This window comes from Terrimonas pollutisoli, assembly GCF_029360765.1.
Taxonomy (GTDB): domain Bacteria; phylum Bacteroidota; class Bacteroidia; order Chitinophagales; family Chitinophagaceae; genus Terrimonas_B; species Terrimonas_B pollutisoli.
This window is the reverse complement of the sequence record NZ_JARKNA010000006.1, coordinates 1-19,146: the sequence shown is the minus strand read 5'-3', so window position 1 is coordinate 19,146 and position 19,146 is coordinate 1. Positions and strand designations below refer to the sequence as shown.

The following is a 19,146-nucleotide window of genomic DNA, read 5'->3' as shown; positions in this document are numbered from 1 at the left end:
TTATAGATTCTCTCTGTTATTTTAATTTACTATTTTTTATCAGTATCACTTCCTGGATATCGCGGTCAGGATATAAAAAATTCATTTGCTGAACGATTTTTCTTGACCGGGCCATTACGTAATTCGAAGCCGGTTTTACTTTCAATCGCTTGGGGTTAGGAAGGCAAGCGGCCACCAAAGCAGCTTCCTGGCGACTAAGATTACCCGCAGATTTATTAAAATAAATATTTGCTGCCCGTTCGATACCAAAAACGCCTTCTCCCATTTCACTTACATTCAAATACATTTCCAATATTCTTTTCTTACCCCATATTAGTTCAATCATAAAAGTGAAATAAGCTTCCAGCCCTTTGCGGATAAAACTTTTTCCCTGCCACAGGAATACATTTTTGGCTACCTGCTGACTGATCGTACTGGCTCCCCTGACACGGCCTGGTTTTCGCTCATTATACTTCATGGCTTTTTGGATGCTTTTCCAATCAAAGCCACCATGATCAACAAAAAGCTGGTCTTCAGAAGCAATAACGGCCAGCTTTGCATTGTACGACATGGATGAATAGCTCACATAATCCCGCTTCAGTCCATGACCAGTTATCCAACTCATCAACTGCGTGAGGGTCACGGGCGGGTTTACCCATTTTAATAAAATGATATAAACGAATTGAGCAATGAAAAGAATAATGAAAATCCTTTTAATCCATCGCCATAGCTTCGGGAAAAATCCTTTTGTTTTCATTTTGCGCTGCAATATTAAAAAATTAAATCCTTGCAGTAGGGCTTTAAAAAGCCCGTTGACGGGGAATATAAAAATCAAGTACCTGCAGCCTGAATTTTTTGCCAATCCGGTATTTTTTTCGCTTCAGCGAAATTTTACTTTTCAGATAACCAACAGCAAGCGGGCCATAGCCCATCACAAGACCGGCTGTCAACGCTTCTTTGAAACTCGCCTGGTCGCTTAGTGTAAGTCCACCCGTCACCAGGCCAACACCGCCGGTGATCAGCAATAGATCTTTTACCGGCACATGAAACCGTTTCTTTTCCCGGCTTCGAATAATTACTTCTTTGACAGTTACACGGGGAATCGGCCGGCCGCTTAAAAAGATGGTATCATTCATCAATCTTGTGATCATGCCATACCGTAAACTATCATTTTGCAAGCGCAGATAAATATTATCGCCTTCTGTGTACGTCTTTTTTTTCTTTATCCCTTTTTTTACAAACAAATATCCCGTTTGAGAATAAGAATACACAGAAGTTAAAAGAAATATGATTAGCAGCAGCCGGTTCATCCATCAAACTTACTATTCAATGTGGACCCCGAATTGTTAAAAGATAAACGTTGGTGCAGAAGGTGGTTGTTTCCGGTTGCCAGTTACCGGTAACTGGCAACCGGAAACAGGTATTTTTATTTATTGGAATAAACCAGCAGTCCCCAGATTAAGGCAATGCCAAAGCCGATGAGGACAATTCCGTTTAGCCGGTTGATGTTATGAATATTATGTGGCGTAAGCCGGTTACGGATCTTGCCGGCAAGCATCACCTTGGCAATATCCGCCGCCAAGACGAATAGCAGGCAAGTAATAAAAATAATTAATCGTTGTTTTACGGTATGACTGACAAACGTGGTAGATGTAGTGATCCAGAAAAGAAAAATAGCGGGGTTGAGCGTATTCATCAAAAAACCGGAAGCGAATATTTTTGCATAATCCCGTTTTCGAAAGCGGCTTAATACCTGCTGACCCCGGTCATCTACGTTTACTTTTTTGAAAAACAAAAAGTATATGCCCATTACAATCAGGAAAATGCTTCCGGCAATGCCGATCGGTGTGCGGTGGCTGCTGATGCTGCTAAATAATTCGGTAAATACATTGCTGATCAGCACTAAGGCAATATCACTTGCTGATACGCCAACAACAAAAGCCATTCCACCCTTGTGACCGTTATTGAGGCTTTGCTTGATAATAGAAAATATTACCGGGCCCACCGCAATGCTGAGCAAAAAACCAACCGTTATTCCTTTGAGGAAAGCTTCCAGCATAGAAAAGCAAAAGAAATTTGAAGTGCGAAGTACGGCAAACCTATTTAAAGTACGAAGTGTGAATCAGTATCTGTGATTATTACAGAAGTTTTAATTTGTCAGGCTCTATTACTAATACGCACGGCTGCCCGTTGATCATACTTTGCCGGTTTCGAGATACCGGTTCCAATCTTCCAACATCTTTCCTTTCATCACCCTTGGAAATTTATGCTGGCTTCCCAACTTTCCTTTTAGCTTCATAAAGTCCAGAAATTTTTCTTCCGGTAAAACTTCCAGGAAAACTTCTTTCAAAGCACTGTCTCTTTCGGTAGCATAGTCATCATTCAGCATGCGCAGGTTTTCATCGATACGCTTTCTCAATTTTTCTGCATCTACTTTGTCATTGGTTGCTACATACCACCGATGCGCAAAGAAATTTTGATAGGGAAACCCAATCACCGTGTATTCGGGCATGCTGATATTAAATTCTTCACTCACCAGTTGAATAGCCTGGTTCATATTCTCTACACTAAGATGCTCACCCACCAGGCTCAAAAAATGTTTGGTACGACCCGTGATAGCTACTTCATGCCTCTCCAGGTCCACAAACTTGATGGTATCGCCAATAAGATAACGCCAGGAGCCGGCATTGGTGCTCATGAGCAGTGCATATTCTTTACCCTCTTCTACTTCATGAATCATTTTTGTTTCGGGCTTGTCCACTATCTTTCCTTCACTGTCGAAGTTCTTATCATCAAAGGGAACAAACTCAAAAAAGATATTGTTATTCAATATCAGTTCCATCCCTTTTGCATGCTCTCTTGTTTTATAACCAATAAACCCTTCGCTGGATAAATAATTTTCGATGTAGACGATGGGTTTACCCAATAACTTTTCAAATCCCTTTTTATACGGTGCAAAAGAAACACCACCATGTACAAACACCCCAAAGTTTGGCCATATCTCATGTATGTTTTGCAGTTTATAATGCTCGATCACCATTTCCATACACATCTGGCACCACGCAGGTACCCCCACTATATAGCCAATATCCCAGTCTTTAGCATGTTCAACAATCTCGTTCAATTTTTGATTCCAGTCTTTCATCGCTGCAATGCGACCACCGGGCTTATAGAATGTCTGAAACCAAAAAGGTCTTTTTTTCGCCAGTATTCCACTCAGGTCTCCCGCATACCAACCCGCTTTTCCTTTTTGCAGATCGGTGGCCCCGCCCAACATCAGGAAGCCTTTTGTCAATGCTTTTCGATTGGCATCTTCATAGCCAAAAACACTGATGAGCTGCCGGATATAGTTCACACTATTACTCCGCAAGAGGTCTTTTGTAACAGGAATATATTTACTGGCGGCTTCGGAAGTACCGGAGCTGAGGGCATAATATTTAATCTTACCTGGCCACGTCACATCCGGTACCCCATCCAGGGTTTTCTTCCACCATTCCTCGTATATTTTGTTGTAATCATGCACCGGCACCAGTTCCTGGAATTTCCTGGCGACGTTTTTACTCAATAATGCGTCATCGAAATGGAATTGCTGGCCAAACTCCGTAAATCTTGCTTTTTTCAGTAGCTTTTTCAATACTCTTACCTGCTGACGACGTGCATCGTTAGGAGGAATACGCAATGCGGTGGCAATTGCTTTCGGAAGTTTTATATCAATAATATTTGCCATGTTTGCAAGATTCTAACCCTTTGTTTAAAGTTACATAATGTATTTTTTAAACGGCTGCGAATATAACAGGCAATGGGCAATAGACAATAGGCAAATCGAAGTATAAGCCACGATAAGACATAATTAATCGCATGTTATCTTGTTTATTGTTTTTACCCACCTAGCCTTTTGTACATCTTCCATACCAGTTTCAGATCCTGCATTGGTTCATAGTCCCGGGCATACCAATAATCGATCATATGCAGGCTGTCCGCGGATAATTCCTGTTTGATCGTTTTCGGAATGCCATTACAGGCAAGTACTGCAGGCCGCAGGTTGGGAAGGTTTTTCCCATCCGCCGCATATCCTACCCATGTTTTTTGACCAAACAATATTCTAAAGCAATTTGTAAAAAACTGCAGCGGCTTTTTTACCCAAATAAAGTGCAATGGAAAACTAATGATTGCTGTAAAAGAAATAAACAGGTCCTGCAATCTTTTTATTCGCCGGTTATAGGGATCTGCCAGGTTAAGACCATTTTCCCTTGATACATACTCACCCAAACTGTCTTTTGACTCGCTCCCCACAATGCTATGGCTGCCGGTAGCATGAATTTTTATCTTTTTTTCGCCAGCTGATTGCTCCAGGGCCTCTATAATATTTTTAAACGAAAGCGTTCCCTCACAAAAAATGACTTCTTTAAACGGAACCGCCTGGTACAGCAAATTTAGTTTTGACCAATAGCCAATAGCCGACTGATCATTTTCCGTAACGGCTACCCGTCCCAATACTTTTTCTTTCATGCCGGCTTCCTGCATCAAGTGAAGCACCGTTTCGTATTCTGACGACGAAGCAACAATCAAGGTGCTGGCATGTTCTTCCTGCTGTTTGGCGGCTGCCAGTACTTTTGAAGCTACCAATATCCTGCGGAGCAAACCAATAACAATAAAAGATAAAATGGCTCCAAATAAAATAATGGCCCTTGAAAACCGGTATTGTTCGGGCAACAATGAATAACAGGCCAGCAAAACAATTGTGGCAATGAGTGTAGAGCGAACCAGTTCCGATCGTTTATACCAGCGGTCGTAGAGCCCTGCATAGTAAGCCGTCAATAAATATAAAATGGTAAAAGCCGGAATGGCTATCCATAGCAGGCGGTCATCATATTGCACTTCGGGCCGTACATAGCTGCCCCAGATCTTCCTGATGGTCCAAAAGCTAAGCATGATCAGGCCCGCATCAATCAATGGCAATCCTACCAGGCGAATAAACCGGCCAATGCCTGCCAGCACGGCCCTGATCCAAATACCCAAATGAATTAACAGGTTAAAAAAACCAGCCCGGTTGCCGCCATAATGTTTGCGGACAAAAATGCTCATGGCTTTGTAAAACATCCGCACATAGTTCATGCTGCCCCGCTTGGTACTTTCACCTTTGAAATGTATGATACTGCTGCCTGAAAAATAATAGTTCTTATAGTTTTCGCCGGTGGCATCACAGGGTGTTTTTTGGATGCGATAGCTCAGATCCACATCCTCGCCATACATAAAAAATATTTCATCAAAGCCGCCGGTCTTTTCCAACACTTCTTTTCTTATCATCATAAATGCTCCGGCCAATACATCTATTTCATGATCGTTGTCTTTATCCAGGTGCCCGAGGTGATAACGGGAAAATAACCTGGAGTGCGGAAACAACCTTGACAAACCAAACAATTTAAACAACGAGGTAAGTGGTGATGGAAAGGATCGCTTGGATTCTTTTAAAAACCGACCGCTTCCGTCGATCATTTTAATGCCCAATGCTCCTGCACCAGGATGCGTTTCAAAAAAAGCCAAACATTTTTGGAAGCAGTCTTCCGGGACTATCGTGTCAGGATTTAAAAATAAAATGTACTTACCGGTTGCCAATTGCAATCCCTGGTTGCAGGCTTTTGCAAATCCAAAATTTTCGGTGTTCGCTATGAAGCGGGTAGCGGGGAACGATGGCCGAAGGTAGTTAATGCTGTTATCAGAGGAATTATTGTCAATTACAACAATCTCCGTCTTCAGTCCGCGGCTTGCTTTTTGAACAGCATACAAACACTGTTCTAAAAAATGTTTTACATTATAGTTAACTATTATAACCGAAATATCCATGCCCTGTTCCGCCCGCTGCGGAAAAATTTGATGATTTGTTCCAAAAATAGGAGTTCTATCATAGCATAGAATAATTTCTTATTTTTTCTCCGCCGCAGGCGGACAGGCGTTTATTATCTTTGCCCATGCTTAAAAATACCCTTATAGAAGCGGCCAAAGCCGGCGCTGCTGAAATAGTCCGGTTTTTCAACAAAGAATTTAAGATAACCAACAAAGAAGGCATTAATAATCCTGTAACGGAAGCTGATCATGCGTCTGAAAAGGCAATCATGGCTGTCATAAAAGCCAACTTTCCTGATCATTATATTCTGAGTGAAGAGGCTGGTAAGATTGTGCAGGACTCCAATTATAAATGGATCATTGACCCGATTGATGGTACTATCAATTTTGCGCATGGTATTCCACTGAACTGTGTATCAATCGCAGTAGAGCATAAAGGAGAGGTGATCATGGGCGCCGTATATAATCCGCACCTGAATGAGTTGTTTTTTGCAGAAAAAGGAAAGGGCTCTACCTTAAATGACAACCCGATCAGTGTAAGTACTGAAGCAGATGCAGTAAAAGCCTGCCTTGTAACTGGCTTTCCCTACACTTATTTGGACATGCCTAATGGACCATTGGAAGTTTTTGAACGCTTTATCCGCAAAGGTGTGCCGGTAAGAAGATTAGGGTCCGCTGCTATTGATCTTTGTTGGGTAGCTGCCGGCCGTTTTGATGGATTTTATGAACACAAGCTGGAAGCGTGGGACAGTGCTGCCGGTTTTTTAATTGTGGAAGAAGCGGGTGGTAAGGTCACCGATTTTACTGGAAATAAATTTTCACCCTATCAACACCGGATTTTGGCTACGAATGGAAAAATTCACGATGATCTTCTTGCAGTAATCAATAACCAAAAAAGTTTATGAGCAACGAACGAACAGAAATATCTTCTTTAGGTGAGTTTGGTCTCATCGATCACTTGACGAAGAACATTGAGCTGCAAAATGCTTCTTCCCTGCTGGGAGTGGGTGATGATGCAGCGGTGATCGATCATTTTGGCAAACAGACGGTGATCACCACCGACCTGTTGGTAGAGGGTGTTCATTTTGATCTTATGTACACCCCACTTAAGCATTTGGGTTATAAAAGCGTGGTGGTTAACCTCAGTGATATCTATGCCATGAATGCGATGCCAACGCAGATAATCATTGGGCTTGGTATCAGCAACCGTTTCAGTGTAGAAGCGCTGGATGAATTTTATGAAGGCGTATACGCCGCTTGTGCCGCTTATGATGTAGATCTTGTTGGTGGTGATACCACCTCATCCCAAAAAGGCTTTATTATATCCGTTACGGCGGTAGGTGAAGTAGCCCCTGACAAATATGTAAAAAGAAGTACCGCAAAAAAAGGTGACCTGCTTTGTGTAACCGGTAATCTCGGCGCCGCTTATGTAGGATTGCTTTTTATGGAACGGGAAAAAAAGATCTTTGTGGAGAGCCCGGGAGTACAGCCTGATCTGGAAGGGGAATCTTATGTGATTGGCAAGCTGTTAAAGCCCGAGGCAAGAAAAGATATCATTGAATTTTTTGCGCAGTCCGGTATTATGCCCACGGCTATGATGGATGTAAGCGATGGGCTTAGTTCCGAAATATTGCATATCTGCCAGCAAAGCAATTTGGGCTGCGTGTTGTATGAAGACAAAATACCAATAGCTGAAGAGATGAAAACAGCGGCTTATAAGTTTGAGATCGATCCTACAGCCTGTGCACTGAGTGGAGGTGAAGATTATGAATTATTATTTACGCTGCCGCAGGCTGATTATGATAAATTGGTATTGAATGAACAGATTAGTGTAATAGGATATATGACGGAGCCGGAGCAAAAGCCAACCATTATTACCAAAGGGGGAAGCAAACACCCGATCACGGCGCAAGGCTGGAATCATTTAAAATAAGCAGAACCTGGATTTATAAGATATTAAAGGATTATGAGGAGATTATTGGTTTTAGCGGTGGTAATAGCGTTATTAAGTGGATGTGCTGCAAACAAGAATGCTTTTTCTCCTGCAAAAAAATATGCTCCTGCAAAACTGCAAAAGGATTATGCTATCTACCAGGAAATCCTGGAGGAAGTGCATCCCGGCTTGTATTGGTACACCAGTAAGGATAGCATGACTCAATATTTTAACTGGGGCCGGCAACAATTAAAAGATTCCCTCACCGAAACAGATTTTAGAAAAGTACTGAGTTATGTTACCGCCAAGATCAATTGCGGCCATACTTCAGTTCGTTCCTCCAAAAAATTTTCCCGCTACCTTGATACACTTCGTTTGTCGAGACTTTTTCCGCTTAGTTTAAAACTTTGGAATGATACCGCGGTTGTAGCCGCCAATCTGAACCGCCGCGATAGTTTGTTACAACGGGGAGTGATGATCAAAAAAATTAATGGTCATACGATCAAACAAATAACAGATACCTTATTCAATTATATTTCTACCGACGGGTATAACACCACTCATAAATATCAGTCACTTAGCAACAGGGGATTTTTTGGCTCCCTGTATTCTTCTATTTATGGTTATACCCCGACATACAAAATAGAATATGAAGACAGCACCGGAACAACCAGGCAAACCAGCATTACGCCATATCGTCCCGTGTCAGATACATCAAGAACTGCTGTAGTTTCACAGCCCAATATTCCACAGCCTTCCCGCCGGGAAAGAAAAAGAATGCAACAAAATTCGGTGCGGCTTTTAAAAATTGATTCGGCCGATCGTGTTGCCATGATGGATCTGAATTCATTTGGCAGGGGATATGGGTTGAAAGGATTTTTTCGCCGCTCATTTAAAGTGCTGCGAAAGACAAAGGTGGAATATTTAATGATCGATGTTCGGGGAAATGGTGGCGGAAGCGTAAACAACTCTACTTTTATAACCCGCTATATTGCCAACCAACCGTTTAAGGTGGCTGATTCTTTATTTGCGATTACTAAACGCAAAAAATACAGCCGTTATATTAAAGATGATTTCTTCAATCGTCTTTTCACGACCTTTTTTACCCGCCGAAAATCGGATGGGTATTATCATTTCCGTTATTTTGAAAGGCATTGGTTCAAGCCCAAAAAGAAAAATCACTTTGACGGAAAGGTTTATATTCTTACCGGCGGCAATTCTTTTTCGGCAACCACATTATTTGCAAGCTCACTGATCAAACAGGAAAATGTAATTGTAGTAGGCGAAGAAACAGGTGGCGGCGCCTATGGTAATTCAGCATGGCTTATCCCGGATGTGACTTTACCCGAAACAAAAGTTCGCTTTCGGTTACCGCTGTTTCGCCTTGTAATTGATAAAAATTATCCTAAGACCGGACGGGGCGTTCAGCCTGAAGTGGTATCAACACCAACCATTCAGGCCATTAAAAAAGGAGTAGACTACAAAGTGGAAAAGGCTATGGAGCTGATAAAAAAAGATAAGGAAAGCCGCAGACCACCAGGGCTTATTCAAACCCCACCCAACCTCCCCTAAAGGTGAGGAGCCCAATGCACAGCCCTCGCGGCCTCCTCCCGACCTCCTCCGAAGGAGGAGGCCAGCAGAACACAGCCCTCGCTTTTCGAAAACTTCGTATTGAAGCGGAGTCTTCGATGGTGACGAGTAGAGATATGAAGATGATTTGGTAGTTATATGGCTTGGATTTGCAATGCAGTACCGCTCTTTCCCTTTCGGGGAAAGAGAAGGAGATAGAGGCCGGAAAGAGGATAAGGTTTCATCAACGCACAGCCCTTATCTTTTTGGAATAATCTCACGGCTACGAAAGTTATTTCTTGAAGGAGGCTATTCACTATTCGGCATTATTTGGAAATCATCGGCGTCTTTCCAAAATGGAAATTTTTCCCTTATGTTTTGCAGATGCTCTTTATTTAAGGATGTGGTGAATGTATCTTCTTCATCTTTTTTGTGATAAAGAATTTCACCCAACGGGTCAACGATCATGCTGTCGCCGCTATGATAAATATCGTTACCATCTTTGCCCACACGGTTTACTCCCACCACATAGCATTGGTTTTCGATGGCTCTTGCCTGCAATAATGTCTTCCAGGCAGTGTTTCTCCTTTCGGGCCAATTGGCCACGTATATCAGTACATCGTATTCGGGAGTTGTTATTTCTCCCTCTCCGGAGAGGGAGTGGGAGGGTGAGGTCTGTCTTGCCCATACGGGAAACCTCAGATCATAACAGACCTGCAGGTTTATTTTCCAGCCTTTAACAGAAGCGATCAATCTTTTATTACCTGCCGTATAATGCTGATCTTCTCCTGCAAATGCGAAGCGATGACGTTTGTCATAGTAGCCATATTTTCCATTTGGTAACATCCAGATAAGCCGGTTGAAATAATTTTCATTTTCCTCAATGATAATGCTGCCGGTAAGAATTATTTTTTTTTCCGCGGCTACCTTTTTCATCCACTGCAGCGTTTCTCCGTCCATTGTTTCCGCCAGCGCAGCGGGCTTCATGCTGAAGCCAGTACTAAACATTTCTGGCAAAATAACTATCTCTGTTTTGTCCTTGATGCTGCTAATCTTCTGCTCCAGCATTTGCCGGTTAGCCGCTTTATTTTCCCAATGAAGTGTTGTTTGAATAATGGTTATGGTGAGTTGCTGATTCATTCTTTGTTGATTTTATTCCCCAAACGGAAATAAGGAAGTTTCGTAAATGTAATCTTCCCACCCAAAAATCAGGGAAATCTTTTCTAAATCATTAATATTTAGTGTAAAAATATATTGCCAAAAGAATTAATTCAGGGCATTGGTTTTGTTGCTGAAACTTTAAAATCAGGCAGTGTGAAAACGAAATTACCAATCCTTGTAAAGGCCGCTTTTATTGTCTTCCTGTTGTTCAATACGCTCCAATCTTTCTCTCAGCCTGATATAAATTACCAACCCATGATCGGAGCATCAGAAGGACTTGTCTCCCCCATTGAATTACTAAGTGCTCCCGGCGACGCATCCGGAAGATTATTTATTGTTGAAAAAAGAGGCATAGTCCGAATCTGGAATGGGAGTAGTTTGATGCCAAACCCCTTCCTGGATATAACATCCAGGGTAAAAAATGATGGAGAGCAGGGATTGTTAAGTATGGCCTTTCACCCGCAATATCAAAGCAATGGATTTTTCTTTGTGTATTATAACAATACTGACGGCGACATTACCATAGAACGTTACAAAGTATCTCCCAACCCTAATATCACAGATTATGTTGCGAACCCGGCCACTACACTGATGAGTATTTCAAAAAACTATGGCAATCATAATGGGGGACACCTGCAGTTTCGTAGTGAGGGAGGGGTTAATTATTTATACTTTGCCACTGGTGATGGTGGTGGCAGCAATGATCCGGATAATAATGCACAAAACCCTAATTCTTACCTTGGAAAAATGATCCGGATAAATGTAGATGCAACCCCATTTACACCACAAATATGGGCAACCGGACTCAGAAATCCATTCCGGTGGAGCTTCGATAAAAGCAGCGGAGATATTTGGATCGGCGATGTGGGACAGGATGCCAAAGAAGAAATTAATTACAGGGCACTTGGAACCGCCGGCGCCAACTATGGATGGGCCTGTGTCGAAGGAACGATCGACAATGCTGCCGCCCCTGACGATGCAGATTGTGATGAGGTAAAAGAAAATGATATATTACCTATAATGGATTATGATAACCCCGCTGATGGCCGATCAGTAATCGGTGGCTATGTATACAGGGGCAATGAGTTCCCCGCATTAAAAGGCTATTATCTGGCTACTGATTTTTACACGGGAAAGCTTTGGTTGATTCGCAGGAATGGTTCTGAGTGGGATATTATCGAAAAAACGGGATTTGCAACTGGCATTGCATCTATCAGTGAGTCCGGGAATGGCTCTTTATATGCGGTTTCGTTTACCGGAAACGCCATCCTTAAGATCGTTGATCCAACCGTAATTCCATTAACTCTTTTAAATTTTTCCGGAACACCCCAGGCTGGTTACAATGAATTAAAATGGGTAACTGAATCAGAGCAGAACATGGATAAATATATTGTTGAATACAGCAGTGATGGTAATAATTATTCATCCGTTGGAGAGGTTGTATCGGAAAACGACGTTAACAGGCACAACTACGCTTTTCGGCATACAATCACCAGCAGCGACCCGGTTGTTTATTACAGGCTTAAAATGATTGAGCTCAGTGGTACTCACCAGTTTTCTGCCGTGATAAGAATAGGAACCCAATTAGATACAGGCATAAAAGTATATCCCACTTCCGTTAGCAATAATTTATTGAATGTTATTGCTGATAAACCTGTTGAAAAAATAATGATCATCAATACAAACGGGATTGAGCTTTTTGCTAAAAATGTAAATGGCATTACCGGTTATTTTAGTGTAAGACTACCTGTTTTACAAAAGGGAATTTATATCGTAAGGATAGCGGGTAAATCATTCCAACACACAGAAAAAATTGTGGTGCAGTAAGCAATTAAATATTGGGAGAGACCTTCTATTTGTTTTGCAAAACAGGACCTCTCTAAACCAGGGTGGTGAGTTATTCGGTTCCGATTATTTTGTTCACCAATTCCCCTTCAAAGCCTTTCTGTAGTAAGTAATCCATTGTTTTCTTTCTGCGCACCAACCATTGTTCATCTTTTAGCGAATCATATTTTTCATCGGCCAGCTTTTTTAACAGGGCCAGGTATTCTTTTTCATTGATCTGCTTCAGGGCTTTTTTGACACTGTATTCGCTGATTTGTTTTTGTCTAAGAGCATATTTGATTTTATTTCGGCCCCATTGATTTTGGCGAAATTTTCCTCCGGCAAATGCAATGGCAAATCTTTCTTCATTCAGGTAGCCTTCTTCGATCAGGGCCGACAGGATGCCATCATGTTCATTTTTTCTTACGCCGAGGTTGTACAGTTTTTCCCTGACCTCACTATGGCAACGTTCCTGGTAGCCGCAATAATGCCTTAGCTTTTGCAGAGCCTGTTCGGGTGTTAATTGCTTTCTGTAAATGGTCATTATATTGATCTTTGCCCGGGTACTAATATTCGCAGCAAGATAATAAAACAAGGGCTGGAAATCCGTAGGATAAGAACATCAACACGTTCTCCCCACCTATTGGCAGTAAACTAAAAATCAGTAGTTTCGCCACATTCAATTTTACATATGAAGTTTATCGTAAGCTCCTCTTCTTTATTAAAACAGTTGCAGCACATCGCAGGTGTCATTAATTCAAATACGGTGTTGCCCATCCTGGAAGATTTTTTATTTGAAGTAGAAAAAAATAAGCTGACCGTAGTGGCTACCGACCTGGAAACTGTGATGCGGGTGCAACTCGATATCGAGGCAAAGGACAGTGGCAAAGTTTGTGTCCCGGCCAAGATCCTGTTGGATTCATTAAAAAATATTGCTGACCAGCCGCTGACATTCAATATTGATAAAAATTTTGGCGTAGAAATTACCAGCGACAATGGTAAGTATAAGGTGATGGGCGAAAATCCTGACAATTTCCCCAAAGAACCAGGAGCAGATGATACTACATCCTTCAATGTAACAGCTTCCTCACTGATCACAGCGATCAACAAGACACTGTTCGCTACCAGCAACGACGATCTCAGACCCGCCATGACCGGTGTATTTTTTGAGCTGGATAAAAAAGGTATGCAATGTGTGGCCACCGATGCTCATCGCCTCGTTCGCTATAAGAGAAAAGATGTAAGCTGCCCCAAAAGCGATTCGTTCATCGTTCCCCGCAAGCCGCTGAACTTATTGAAGGCTGCGATCCCATCCAGCGGGGATGAGCTCACCGTAAGTTATAACAGTAATCATCTTTTTGTAAAGCATGGCACCACACAAATGAGTTGCCGCCTGATCGATGCCCGCTTCCCGGATTACAAAGTTGTAATACCTGCAGATAATCCCTATCGGTTGACGGTAAACAAAAGTGATTTTCAAAGTGCCTTACGCCGGGTAAGCATTTTTAGTAATAAAAGTACCAACCAGGTGGCTTTGAGTATAAGCGGCAGCGAATTGCAACTGGCTGCCCAGGATGTTGACTTTAGTTTTGAAGGAACGGAGAGGATGAAGTGCCAGTACAATGGCGAGGATATTGTGATTGCCTTTAACGCTAAGTTTTTGATTGAGATGCTTTCTGCATCTGACGGGGACGAAGTAAATATTGAATTGTCAACACCCACTAAAGCGGGTTTGATCAAACCAAGCGACCAGGATGAGGAGGAAGAATTGCTGATGTTGGTGATGCCGCTGATGCTGAATCAATAGTCTGAAACTGGATTTGTAAGATTTTGTGGATTATTAGATACTAGAAGCTCTCTCCAAAGGGAGCTTTTTATTTAAATGGAGATATGAAATATGTCCTGTTATACTCCTTTGATAATTACATCCCCGCTTATATTGCATTGGGCAGGTTGAAGGAAGAGTGTATTAATTGTTATTTGCAAGATGAATATAGCGTTACCATTGATCCTTTTCTGTCTAATGCGATCGGTGGTATCAAATTGATGGTAGCAGAAGCTCAGCTTGAAAGAGCAAGGGAGATATTACAGAACCACGATCCATACGATTTATCCGGATCAGGAGGATAAGGGTTTTTATTTCCCTATAATCCTTTATAATCCAGCAAAATCGTGGTTCTTTTTGGGTAGCTTCTTTTTTTATAGGAACTTTTCATTCCTGTTAATCCCGTTCAAATCTTATAAATCGTGGTGCTGAATATTATCGATTACTTCTCAACTCTCGAGCAGAGACCTATGGAAAGGATGGCGATCCTTGTAGGGGGGTTACTGTTATTCTGGATCATTGAAGGAGCCATCCCTTTACTGCCGATGCAGTATAAAAAAAATAAGCTCAATCATGCGGCTGTAAACTTTGGCTTCACCATTATTCATCTTATCATTCACACCCTGCTGGCGATATTAATCGTCAAACTATCCGATTGGTGCCTGCATGCCGGTTTTGGCCTTGTCTATTGGTTTAATGCAAATGTTTTCATGACAATCGTCATTGGTGTATTAGCATTGGATTTTAGCAGCTGGCTGGTGCATTTTGTCATGCATAAAACGCCGGTGCTCTGGCGTTTTCACCTTATCCATCACAGCGATAATAATGTGGATGTCACTACCGGGCTCCGCCATCATCCGGGTGATAGTTTATTAAGGGGCATTTTTTTTCTTTTACTCATTTTCGTTTCGGGTGCGCCTATGTACAGCGTTATGATCTATCAAACATTGGTAGTGCTTTCCACTGCCTTCACGCATGCCAATATCAGTCTTCCAAAAAATGTGGACAAGGCATTAAGTTTTATATTGGTTTCACCCAACATGCATAAAGTGCATCATCACTGGAAGCTGCCCTATACAGATAGTAACTACGGGGCTGTTTTCTCAATTTGGGATCGCTTGCTGGGAACATTTATGAAGCTTGATACAAAAGATATCCGTTATGGCCTGGACCGCTATTATCCTAATGAAAAGGATGAAGATTTTATTTCTCTTCTCAAAAAACCTTTCCAGAAGTTAGACGCCTGAATTATTCCTTCCTACCTATTTTTGTTGGATGAAGTATGTTGCCTTAATTCCAGCACGATATGCGGCTACAAGATTTCCTGCTAAACTAATGCAGCTACTTGGCAATAAAACTGTGATCCGTCATACGCATGACGCTACCGTTGCCACCGGCTTGTTTGATGAGGTGATCGTGGTGACTGACAGTGATATTATTTTCAACGAGATTGTTGCGAACGGAGGAAAGGCGGTGATGAGTAAAAAATCCCATGAAAGTGGCAGCGACCGGATAGCAGAAGCTATTGAAGAGAAGGATGTAGATGTGATTGTAAATGTTCAGGGAGACGAGCCGTTTATTCAAAAAGAACCGCTTGAAAAACTAGTTCGTTTATTTGACGATCCCAGTGTCCAGGTGGCATCGCTGATGCGAAAAATTTCTTCTGCCGGGGAACTAACAGCAAGCAGTTGTGTAAAAGTGGTAGTAAATAAAAACAACGATGCCTTATACTTCAGCCGGAGTGTGATACCTTTTGCAGCTAATACCAGTATTGATGCTCCTTACTACCTGCACATTGGTGTGTATGGTTTTCGGAAAGAAGCTTTATTACAATTTACACAGTGGCCCGCCGCCAAACTGGAACAAATTGAAAAACTGGAACAGCTCCGGTATCTTGAAAATGGCATCCCGATCCGAATGGCCGAAGTCGATTTTAAAAGTGTGGCCATTGATACACCGGAAGATTTGCAAAGAGCTGAACAGTTGTTATAATAATTCGCAATTGCTATCGCCATCTGATTAAAAAAGATAAACTCTGGTCGCTTGCTATCTTTGCCCATTCTTTTTTGACCAAACCACTGCGAATGCATTTACTTAAAAAGCTGTATCAATATGTCCTGCTTTACCTGCGCACAAAGATCAGCCGGGTGCAATACATTATGATCGTTGCCACGCTGACGGGCTTGGCATCAGGACTTACAGCTGTATTACTCAAAACATTGGTTCATTACCTGCAACACTGGATAAAAGAAATTACTATCAACAAGTACGCTTACCTCGCTTTTCCGGTTCTCGGCTTGTTGGTCACGGTAATGATAGTGAAACTATTTTTTGGCGGCTATATTGAAAAAGGAATAGCAATGGTATTAAGGGCTATTGCGGGTAAATCGTCTTTTATCCCTTTGCGCCATACTTACCAGCATGTTGTTACCAGCTCATTCTCGGTCGGGCTAGGCGGTTCTGCAGGGCTGGAATCACCAATCGTATCCACGGGTTCGGCGATAGGATCCAATATGGCCCGAATCAGCGACCTGAATTACAGGGAAAGAACATTATTAATTGGTTGCGGTGCTTCGGCAGGCATCGCCGCGGCTTTTAATGCCCCGGTTGCCGGAGTGATTTTCGCCATAGAAGTGTTATTGACCGATGCCGTTGTGGTTAGTTATTTTATTCCGCTTATCATTTCCTCTGTAGTAGGTGCTTTATGTTCCAAGATCATATTACAGGAGTCTTCATTATTTAATTTTTTATTGAAAGAAAATTTTGACTACCACAATACACCTTTTTATGTTTTGCTCGGAGTACTGGCCGGCTTTACATCCCTTTATTATGCCCGTGTGTTCAAAGGATCTGAGAGAAAACTGCATCACTGGAAAATCAATCTTTATGGAAAAGCCGTTATCGGTGGTTTGATGCTGGTATGTCTTTATTTCTTTTTTCCACCCTTGTTTGGAGAAGGATATGATGTAGTAAAACTGGTTGCCGGCGGCAATGCAGAACAACTTAATGATAACAACAAATTTTTTGCCCTGTTCACTGAAAACTGGTCGCTGGTAATCTTTGCGGGGTTAATCGTTTTATTAAAACCCATAGCGGCGGCCATCACCATTGGCAGTGGGGGTAATGGCGGCAACTTCGCCCCATCTTTGTTTTCCGGCGCCTTCCTGGGCTATTCTTTTTCAAAGCTTTTAAACAGTACGGGCTGGATCAAAATACCGGAGGGAAATTTCAGCCTCGTGGGTATGGCCGGTGTATTGAGTGGCGTGATGTATTGCCCTTTGTCGGCCATCTTTTTAATTGCAGAAATTACCAACGGATATGAACTATTTATCCCCCTGATGCTGGTATCATCTATTTCTTTTTTTATCGTCAAATCCTATGAGCCTTTCTCGATGGAAATAAAACAACTGGCATTGGAAGGGCAGGTCTTTACGCATAAAAAAGAAAAAAATATTCTAACCGCTATCAGCCTGGATGAAATGCTACAGGACCGGTTTGACATGATACCTGTCGACAAAAAACTACGGGACCTGGTTGAGCTGATCAAAAGAAGCGAGAAAAATATTTTCGCCGTATCGGATAGCAAAGGACGGTTTGCCGGTATCATTGAGTTAAACGATATCAAACAAAAACTGTTTCAACCCGATTTGTTTGACAAAACTTCTATCCGTTCGCTGGTAAAAAAACCTGCGGCCACCCTTTCAAATAAACAAAATATGAACGAAGTGATGGAAAAGTTTGACATCACGCAAAGTTGGTACCTCCCCGTGTTGAATACTGAAAAAAAATTCATTGGCTTTATTTCCAAGACAAAAGTGTTTAACAAATACCGGGAGATACTCGCCTCGCAGGGGGATTTGTATGAATAGAGCGAATCCGGAGTTGGCAGTAGAGAGCAATAACAATCGCCCTGATTTCCTTTTTAACTGATCTTCTTCAACTGGTAGCGATAAGCTTTATGCACCAGCCTGATCGGTTGTCCAATAGCCTCCGCATATACCTTGATAAAGCTGGCGCCGAAATAAAGAATAAAAGAAGAATAGAAAACAAACAGGAGTATTAGTACAATAGAGCCGGATGCACCATATAATGTACTGATATTACTATTGCGCATAAAATAAGACAAAAGCGATTTTCCAAAAGAGAAAAACACACCTGTTAGCAGTCCGCCGACAGCACAAACTTTCCATGAAGGACGTCCATCTGCCAGGTACCGAAACAAAATAATAAACCAGAAAGTAATAACGACCGTGCTTACGATCTCATTCAAAGCACTTTTAAAATAAGGGCCGGCAGCCGGCCATATTTTTGACAGGTATTGACCCGAAAGAATTTGAAAGCCATCCAAAAAAATACTGGCCAGGAATAATAAACCGGCTACGATGATAATTAACAATGATCTTGCCCGGAGCTTCAGTTTAAACAAGATACCTGGTTTATCTTTTACACCAATGTCCCAGATATCATTGAGGGAGTTTTTGATAACCGAGAAAAGAGTTGTAGCAACGAATATCAGAAATAAAAAACCTCCAACCGTTAAGAACCAATTACTGGCCAGTGTACGAAAGCCCCTTGTTGTACTAAACCTTCGGTAGTTTGTGAAGCCTCTGATAAAGTCAGAGGCTTTTGTTTTGCAAGATTATTCATTGTAAAAATATTCAAATGCAAAACAAACAAACTACCGGCCTGCGTTGCAAGGCCAAAGATTATGTAACTATTGTACAACAAGCCAGTAGCAAAGTAACCGGTTTTGAACAACTGTACAAAGATCTTGAACGGGCCATTAATGTAAGCGGCAAAAGCAAAAGTACCCTCACCAATTATGGCCGGCAGCTTGCTCATCTTGCACTGCATTACAACACACTGCCTACAGAGCTTGACCATGAACAGGTGCTCGATTACCTGCATCTTGTTAAGTCCAATGGTTCGCCATCTGCCACCTTCTTTAAATTTACCGTATATGGTATGCGCTATGCCTGCAAGTTGCGCGGCTTGCCCTATCAACAGTTCA

The 19,146-nt window shown here is 42.0% G+C and carries 18 protein-coding genes; 10 read left to right on the top strand and 8 right to left on the bottom strand.

Annotated features, from left to right (window positions below):
* Positions 1–16: 16 nt before the first annotated feature.
* The 5 genes from mtgA to P2W73_RS12435 all read right to left on the bottom strand — a co-directional run bounded on the left by mtgA (position 17) and on the right by P2W73_RS12435 (position 5,823).
* The gene (gene mtgA / locus P2W73_RS12455; protein ID WP_276502375.1) at positions 17–736 is read right to left on the bottom strand and encodes a monofunctional biosynthetic peptidoglycan transglycosylase; all 720 of its coding nucleotides are present in this window, start codon (positions 734–736) and stop codon (positions 17–19) included.
* Between the two features lie 43 nt (positions 737–779).
* Positions 780–1,289 carry a hypothetical protein gene (locus tag P2W73_RS12450; RefSeq protein ID WP_276502374.1) on the bottom strand — a complete coding sequence of 170 codons (510 nt, stop codon included), beginning with the start codon at positions 1,287–1,289 and terminating at the stop codon, positions 780–782.
* A 116-nt stretch (positions 1,290–1,405) separates the two neighbouring features.
* Complete coding sequence (locus tag P2W73_RS12445; RefSeq protein WP_276502373.1) at positions 1,406–2,038, bottom strand: LysE family translocator; 633 nt, start codon at positions 2,036–2,038, stop codon at positions 1,406–1,408.
* Positions 2,039–2,173: 135 nt separating this feature from the next.
* On the bottom strand, positions 2,174–3,706 hold the full coding sequence (locus P2W73_RS12440; protein WP_276502372.1) for a GH3 family acyl-acid amido synthetase: 1,533 nt from the start codon (positions 3,704–3,706) through the stop codon (positions 2,174–2,176).
* Between the two features lie 152 nt (positions 3,707–3,858).
* The gene (locus tag P2W73_RS12435; RefSeq protein WP_276502371.1) at positions 3,859–5,823 is read right to left on the bottom strand and encodes a glycosyltransferase family 2 protein; all 1,965 of its coding nucleotides are present in this window, start codon (positions 5,821–5,823) and stop codon (positions 3,859–3,861) included.
* A 125-nt stretch (positions 5,824–5,948) separates the two neighbouring features.
* On the opposite strand from P2W73_RS12435, the gene P2W73_RS12430 reads away from it, so the two are divergent.
* Genes P2W73_RS12430 through P2W73_RS12420 form a run of 3 tightly spaced genes read left to right on the top strand, consistent with a single transcriptional unit; the run spans position 5,949 to position 9,328 of the window.
* Positions 5,949–6,728, top strand: a complete 780-nt coding sequence (locus P2W73_RS12430; protein ID WP_276502370.1) for an inositol monophosphatase family protein — start codon at positions 5,949–5,951, stop codon at positions 6,726–6,728.
* On the top strand, positions 6,725–7,756 hold the full coding sequence (thiL, locus tag P2W73_RS12425; protein ID WP_276502369.1) for a thiamine-phosphate kinase: 1,032 nt from the start codon (positions 6,725–6,727) through the stop codon (positions 7,754–7,756). The genes P2W73_RS12430 and thiL overlap by 4 nt, the downstream gene beginning before the upstream one ends.
* 33 nt (positions 7,757–7,789) lie before the next feature.
* A complete protein-coding gene (locus P2W73_RS12420; protein WP_276502368.1) occupies positions 7,790–9,328 on the top strand; it encodes a S41 family peptidase in 1,539 nt (512 codons plus the stop codon).
* A gap of 306 nt (positions 9,329–9,634) precedes the next feature.
* On the opposite strand, the gene P2W73_RS12415 is transcribed toward P2W73_RS12420, so the two are convergent.
* On the bottom strand, positions 9,635–10,465 hold the full coding sequence (locus P2W73_RS12415; protein ID WP_276502367.1) for an amidohydrolase: 831 nt from the start codon (positions 10,463–10,465) through the stop codon (positions 9,635–9,637).
* A 174-nt stretch (positions 10,466–10,639) separates the two neighbouring features.
* On the opposite strand from P2W73_RS12415, the gene P2W73_RS12410 reads away from it, so the two are divergent.
* Positions 10,640–12,313: a PQQ-dependent sugar dehydrogenase gene (locus P2W73_RS12410; RefSeq protein ID WP_276502366.1), complete on the top strand. Its 1,674-nt coding sequence runs from the start codon at positions 10,640–10,642 to the stop codon at positions 12,311–12,313.
* Positions 12,314–12,383: 70 nt separating this feature from the next.
* Here P2W73_RS12410 and P2W73_RS12405 read toward each other — a convergent pair whose 3' ends face one another.
* Positions 12,384–12,854 (bottom strand): regulatory protein RecX, encoded by a 471-nt coding sequence (locus P2W73_RS12405; protein ID WP_276502365.1) that lies wholly within the window; start codon positions 12,852–12,854, stop codon positions 12,384–12,386.
* 147 nt (positions 12,855–13,001) lie between these two features.
* Between P2W73_RS12405 and dnaN the strand changes: the two genes are divergently transcribed.
* The 5 genes from dnaN to P2W73_RS12380 all read left to right on the top strand — a co-directional run bounded on the left by dnaN (position 13,002) and on the right by P2W73_RS12380 (position 18,004).
* Entirely contained in the window at positions 13,002–14,117 is a 1,116-nt protein-coding gene (gene dnaN, locus P2W73_RS12400; RefSeq protein WP_276502364.1) for a DNA polymerase III subunit beta, read from the top strand.
* Between the two features lie 83 nt (positions 14,118–14,200).
* Positions 14,201–14,440, top strand: coding sequence for a putative signal transducing protein (locus tag P2W73_RS12395; protein WP_276502363.1), 240 nt, complete (start codon positions 14,201–14,203; stop codon positions 14,438–14,440).
* Positions 14,441–14,557: 117 nt separating this feature from the next.
* Entirely contained in the window at positions 14,558–15,382 is an 825-nt protein-coding gene (locus tag P2W73_RS12390) for a sterol desaturase family protein (protein WP_276502362.1), read from the top strand.
* A gap of 28 nt (positions 15,383–15,410) precedes the next feature.
* Entirely contained in the window at positions 15,411–16,127 is a 717-nt protein-coding gene (gene kdsB, locus P2W73_RS12385) for a 3-deoxy-manno-octulosonate cytidylyltransferase (RefSeq protein WP_276502361.1), read from the top strand.
* Between the two features lie 92 nt (positions 16,128–16,219).
* Entirely contained in the window at positions 16,220–18,004 is a 1,785-nt protein-coding gene (locus P2W73_RS12380; protein ID WP_276502360.1) for a chloride channel protein, read from the top strand.
* 53 nt (positions 18,005–18,057) lie between these two features.
* Here P2W73_RS12380 and P2W73_RS12375 read toward each other — a convergent pair whose 3' ends face one another.
* Entirely contained in the window at positions 18,058–18,693 is a 636-nt protein-coding gene (locus tag P2W73_RS12375) for a YihY/virulence factor BrkB family protein (RefSeq protein WP_276502580.1), read from the bottom strand.
* Between the two features lie 104 nt (positions 18,694–18,797).
* Between P2W73_RS12375 and P2W73_RS12370 the strand changes: the two genes are divergently transcribed.
* Positions 18,798–19,146: hypothetical protein (locus P2W73_RS12370; protein WP_276502359.1), on the top strand; the 349-nt coding region annotated here is incomplete at its 3' end.